6 protein-coding genes are annotated in these 4,393 nt (G+C 68.2%); 1 reads left to right on the top strand and 5 read right to left on the bottom strand.

Going from position 1 to position 4,393, the window contains the following annotated elements; translation table 11 throughout:
* From CSW58_RS15310 to CSW58_RS10785, 5 genes are all read right to left on the bottom strand, one after another.
* Positions 1 to 100 (bottom strand): DUF1611 domain-containing protein (locus CSW58_RS15310; RefSeq protein ID WP_236627782.1); only part of this gene is annotated, 100 nt, incomplete at its 3' end.
* A 494-nt stretch (positions 101 to 594) separates the two neighbouring features.
* Positions 595 to 921 (bottom strand): Lrp/AsnC ligand binding domain-containing protein, encoded by a 327-nt coding sequence (locus tag CSW58_RS10800; protein WP_099447284.1) that lies wholly within the window; start codon positions 919 to 921, stop codon positions 595 to 597.
* 102 nt (positions 922 to 1,023) lie between these two features.
* On the bottom strand, positions 1,024 to 1,470 hold the full coding sequence (locus CSW58_RS10795) for an Lrp/AsnC family transcriptional regulator (RefSeq protein WP_099447283.1): 447 nt from the start codon (positions 1,468 to 1,470) through the stop codon (positions 1,024 to 1,026).
* Positions 1,471 to 1,504: 34 nt separating this feature from the next.
* Positions 1,505 to 2,518 carry an isoaspartyl peptidase/L-asparaginase family protein gene (locus CSW58_RS10790; RefSeq protein WP_099447282.1) on the bottom strand — a complete coding sequence of 338 codons (1,014 nt, stop codon included), beginning with the start codon at positions 2,516 to 2,518 and terminating at the stop codon, positions 1,505 to 1,507.
* Between the two features lie 58 nt (positions 2,519 to 2,576).
* Entirely contained in the window at positions 2,577 to 3,593 is a 1,017-nt protein-coding gene (locus CSW58_RS10785; protein WP_236627781.1) for a cyanophycinase, read from the bottom strand.
* Between the two features lie 291 nt (positions 3,594 to 3,884).
* Here CSW58_RS10785 and CSW58_RS10780 point away from each other — a divergent pair.
* On the top strand, positions 3,885 to 4,393 hold a 509-nt coding region (locus tag CSW58_RS10780; protein ID WP_148665641.1), incomplete at its 3' end, for a TonB-dependent siderophore receptor.

Below are 4,393 nucleotides of genomic sequence, written 5' to 3'. Positions count from 1 at the left end.
GTCGGCGTCGGCGGCCGCGCGCCTTCAGTTCCTTGGTGATGGCCAGGGCGGCGTACATCTTGCCCACGGCGCAGTCGGTGCCGACGGTGAGCAGACGCAAGCCCGTGCGCTTGTCGCCGGTACCGACGACACAAAAGGCCGGCGCGGGTTCCCGCGCCTCCAGCAGCCGGCGACCCAACCGCTTGGCGGTTTCGGCGACCTGGGGAGGTCGGCCATGCGCGTGTGCAGGCCAGAGACCAGGTCCAGGCCCGCCTCCAGGGCCTCGATCAGGACGGCTTCCCAGTGCGGCGGGAATATAGCCGCCCGCGTTGGCGACGCCGATCAGCAGCGAGCGGGCGCCGGCCTCGTAGGCGGCCTTTGGGGTCATGTCGGGCAGGCCCAGGTCGGCTTCGCAGCCAGGCAGGCGAAGCTGGGCGAGGCAGGCTTCGGGTCGCCAGTGGGCGACGCCCGAGGCGGTCTTGGCGCTGACCCGGTCCACGTCTCCGAGAAACATCAGGCTTGGATAGGGCAGTTCCACGACAGTACCTCGTTGCAGACGTCGTCAGTTGGGTTCGAGACCGATGGCTTCCGGCGCGCGACGCGGCGCCGGAAGGCTCAGTCGACGGTGGTAGGATGAAACGCGCGTCCGGCGCGGGGCAGGAGCACGGAGGCCTGGGCGCGTCGAACGCCGACCAGGGCGCTGATCCTGGCCACGGTGCGCTCGAGGTCCTCGGGTCGTCCGGCCTCGACCACGGCGATCAGGTCATAGTCGCCGGTGATCTGGTGCAGGGCGGTCAGTTCGCTCATCTCGGCCAGGCCCGCGGTGACCCCATCGGCGTCGCGCGGCGCGACCTGGATCATCACATGGGCCCGCGGGGCCGCGTCGCCGCGGTCGGCGGCGACGCCCAGAAAGGCCGGACTCGCGATCTGGACAGCGATCAAGGCTGAACTCCCTCACTCTTGGTGGAGAGTTTAGGTCGGCTGGGGCCTCGAAAAACGCCGTGTTTTGGCGGTGTGACGAGAGAAACGCTCGCGACCTCGCCCTCAGCGCAGGATCTTCGTCGCCAGCAGGATCGAGGAGGTCGTGCGCTCGACCCCCTCCAGGGCGCCGATACGGTCGATCAGGGCGTTGAGTTCGGCGACCGTCTCGGCCTCGATCAGGGCGATCAGGTCATATTCGCCGCTGATGGCGTGCAAGGCCGACAGCTCGGCGATGGCCGCCAGCTCCTCCTCCGTCGCCTTGGCCAGCTTCAGCTGCACCTTGATCATCACCTGGGCGCGGATCAGCCGACGGTCATAGTCGCTGCCCAGACGAACGGTGTAGCCTTGGATGACGCCGTCCTGCTCCAGGCGGCTGAGCCGGGCATAGACATTGGCCCGCGACAGCCCGAGGTCGGCGGCCAGCTTGGTGACCGGCTGGCGTGAATCCTGGCGCAGCATGGCCAGCAGCTGCCGGTCGATATCGGCGAGGTTCTGGTCGTCCGGTTTCATCGGCCCCTCCAGGTGTCGGTTGCGAGCATCCGCGTCACCGGGGCGAGGATTCGTTGCTGAAGATCGCCGTGCGCGGCGTCGGGGTCGTCGAAGAGATGGCCCCGCGATACATGCCCAGATCGTTCATGCCGAAGGCCGGTCGTCCCTGGCCGTCCATGGCGATCAGGCCGCCGTCGCCGCCGATCTTGGTGATCGAGGCCATGGTCTGGTCGGCCGCGGTCTGCACGTCTTCGCCCTTCCAGGCGATGCGGTCGCAAACCTGACGGGCGGCCGTCTCGCGGATGAAATATTCACCCGATCCCGTGGCCGACACGGCGCAGACTCCGTCGCGGGCATAGGTTCCGGCCCCGATGATCGGCGTGTCGCCGACCCGGGCCCAGCGCTTGCCGGTCATGCCGCCCGTCGAGGTGGCGGCCGCCAGGTGTCCGGCCTGATCCAGCGCCACCGCGCCCACGGTGCCAAACAGGTGGGTGGGGTCCAGCATGGCCTGGTGATCCTTGCGCCAGGTCTCCAGCTGCTTCCAGCGCTCCTCGGTGCGGAAATAGCCGGGCTCGACCTGCTCGAGGCCCTGCTCCTTGGAGAACAGGTCGGCGCCTTCGCGGGCCAGCATGACGTGCGGCGACTTTTCCATCACCGCCCGGGCCAGGCTGATCGGATTGCGGGTGCGGGTCACGCCCGCGACGGCGCCCGCCTTCAGAGTGGCGCCATCCATGATCGAGGCGTCCAGTTCGTTGCGGCCTTCGGCGGTGAACACCGCGCCCTTGCCGGCGTTGAACAGCGGATTGTCTTCCAGAGTCCGCACGACCGCTTCCACCGCGTCCAGGCTGGAGCCGCCGGCCTTCAGCACTTTTGCGCCCGCCTCCAGCGCGGCGTCCAGGCCGGCGCGATAGGCCTTTTCCTTTTCGGGCGTCAGCTCGCTGCGCTCCAGCACCCCCGACCCGCCGTGAACGGCCAGGGACCACGGGCGCTCGGTCGCCGCGGCCGGCGCTCCGACCGCGCAGAGGGCCAGGATCGAAAGACTGAGCGAGCGGATCTTGCACAGGGTCATCGCAACTCTCTTGAACAGGTCGGAGCCGGGCTCCGGTGCAAACGCTGAAGATAGGGGGTCAGCGGTCGCTGCGGATCAGAACGCCGTCCTTGACCTCGGCGGTCAAGGTGAAGGCCGGCTTGGTCACCTGGAAGGTCTTGAAGTCCAGGCTGCTGTCGGGACCGATGCCGACGATGGGGAAGGGGGCATAGGTCAGGGGGCGGCCGGCGATGATCGTGGCGGGTTTGGCCATCGGCCGCACCAGCCAGGCGTGACCGGGACCGTAGAACCGGCCCACCCCGTCGCCGTCGATCAGCATCGCCGCGCCCTCATCGATCCCCAGGCCGGTGATCGTCGGATCGCCTTCTTCCTGAATCAGCCGGCCGACAAAGGCCACCAGGCGGCCCTGGCGATCACGCTTGTCGAAGTGGCTGTCGGTGATGACCTTGGCCAGGTAGGGCAGGTGCAGGAAGTCGCGCACCAGGGTGACGCCGGCCGCCGTGGGGTTCTTCAGCGCCTCGGGCGAGGTCATGCTGATCGAGTCCAGGCAGCCGTAGGACAGGCCGCCGAGGATGGCGAGGCCGGCGCTGGTGCCGCCCACGGGCTTGCCGGCCTTGACGTGGGCGTCCAGCGCCTTGTTCAGGGCCGTGCCCTTCCAGGCGCGGATATAGTTGCTCTGGTCGCCGCCGCCGAAGAAGATCCCGTCGGCGCGGGCGATGATGGCCAGCAGCTTGGGGTCCTCGCCGGCGTCCTCGTTCTGGATCACCAGGGTCTCGACCGAGGCCACGCCGCCGACGTCCTTGTAGATCTCATCCTGCAGTTCGCGACCGCCACGGGCCCGCAGCACCACGATGTGGCCGCCGCCCGACTGTTTGACGAACTGGTGGAAGGCCTCCAGCGGCCAGTCGCCGCCGCCCATCAGGGCCAGCAGCGGCCCTGTCTTGCCCGGGGTCGGGGCGGTGATATCGCCGATCACATAGTATTCGTAGCCCGGCCCGACGGCGTCGGGTCCCTTGGCGGGCGCGTCGGCCGCGCGGGCGGTCAGGGGAAGAAGCAGGGCCGCCGCCATCGCGACCACGGAAATTCTCGCCAGCATCATGTCCATCCCTCGCCCGTTCCGATCCTGGCCGTCGGCGCGACGCCGGGTCCAGAGCTCAACGCCATACCGCTCAGATCCGCGCCTGTTTTCGAGCTTGGCGCCGCGGATCCGCGCGTTGGGCGCCAAAGCTGCACGCGAAACACATTGTGTCCACAATTTCTGACAATTTGATCTTTTAAGCTTTCAATTTGTTCGAAATGCAATCCAACATGAGTCAACGGCAGGGTTCAACCCGCCGCGGGGCCTGTCCATGGGAACGGATAAGCCGCTAAAAACGAGGGGATAATGATGAAGATCCATCTGCTTCGGGCCAGCGCCCTGGTCGGCGCGGCCGGCCTGATGATCACGGGCCAGGCGTTCGCGCAAACCGCTCCGCAGGCCGACGAAAACGCGGTCGAGGCCCTGGTCGTCACCGGGTCGCGCATTCCCCGCATCGCCACCGAGGGCCCCGCCCCGGTCACCGTCATCACCGCCGAGAACATCAAGGCCGCCGGTTTCAACAGCGTGCCGGACGTGCTGCGCAGCCTCACCCAGAACGGCGGCGAAACCCAGACCCAGCAGTCGTCCAGCGGCGCGGACTGGACGCCCGGCGCCCAGCAGGTCGATCTGCGCGGCCTGGGCCCCAACCATACCCTGGTGCTGGTCAATGGCCGCCGCATCGCCGACTTCCCCCTGCCGTTCAACGGCAAGAGCGCCTTCACCGACACCTCCTCGATCCCGCTGGGCATGATCGACCGCATCGAGGTGCTCAGCGGCAGCGCCTCGGCCGTCTATGGCTCCGACGCCATCTCGGGCGT

It is taken from the genome of Caulobacter sp. B11 (genome assembly GCF_002737765.1).
GTDB lineage: Bacteria > Pseudomonadota > Alphaproteobacteria > Caulobacterales > Caulobacteraceae > Caulobacter.
Note: the sequence above shows the minus strand (reverse complement) of the source record. Positions and strands in the feature narration are given on the sequence as shown.